Source organism: Algivirga pacifica (genome assembly GCF_039543525.1).
GTDB classification, from domain to species: Bacteria; Bacteroidota; Bacteroidia; order Cytophagales; family Flammeovirgaceae; genus Algivirga; species Algivirga pacifica.
In genome coordinates, this window is the sequence record NZ_BAABJX010000050.1 from 1 (window position 1) to 772 (window position 772).

At 49.2% G+C, this 772-nt stretch carries 1 pseudogene; it reads left to right on the forward strand.

Going from position 1 to position 772, the window contains the following annotated elements:
- Nucleotides 1-772, forward strand: a pseudogene (locus ABD985_RS16010) (hypothetical protein); the annotation flags it as partial.

Consider the following 772-nt stretch of genomic DNA (forward strand, 5'->3'; position numbering starts at 1 on the left):
TATCTCAGGAGGGACGGCACCATACCAGATAGTAGCGACAGGAGAGGATTACTTGGGTAACCCCGTAGATATTTCATTCCCACCACAAGGGGCAGGCGATTTGACGCCAGCGTTTGAGTATGTTGCCGGCACGTACCATGTATTAATTACTGATGCGAATGGCTGTACTTTTGAGATCGATGATGCGATCGGTCAACCGGAGAAGCTAGAGGTTATGTATTCAGTAGAGGATGCGCAATGCTACGGTGACAACGGTGTGATCAATGGCAATATCTCAGGAGGGACGGCACCATACCAGATAGTAGCGACAGGTACAGATTACTTGGGCAACGCAGTGGACATTACATTCCCGCCACAAGGGGCAGGCGATTTGACACCAGCGTTTGAGTATGTTGCCGGCACGTATCATGTATTAATTACTGATGCGAACGGTTGTACGTTTGAGATCGATGATGCGATCGGTCAACCGGAGAAGCTGGTAGTAACGTATTCGGTAGAGGATGCGAAGTGCTATGGTGGCAACGGTGTGATCAATGGCAATATCTCAGGAGGGACAGCACCATACCAGATAGTAGCGACAGGAGAGGATTACTTGGGTAACCCAGTGGACATATCATTCCCGCCACAAGGGGCAGGCGATTTGACACCAGCGTTTGAGTATGTGGCGGGTACGTACCATGTATTAATTACTGATGCGAATGACTGTACGTTTGAGATCGATGATGCGATCGGTCAACCGGAGAAGCTAGTGGTAACGTATTCAGTAGAGGAT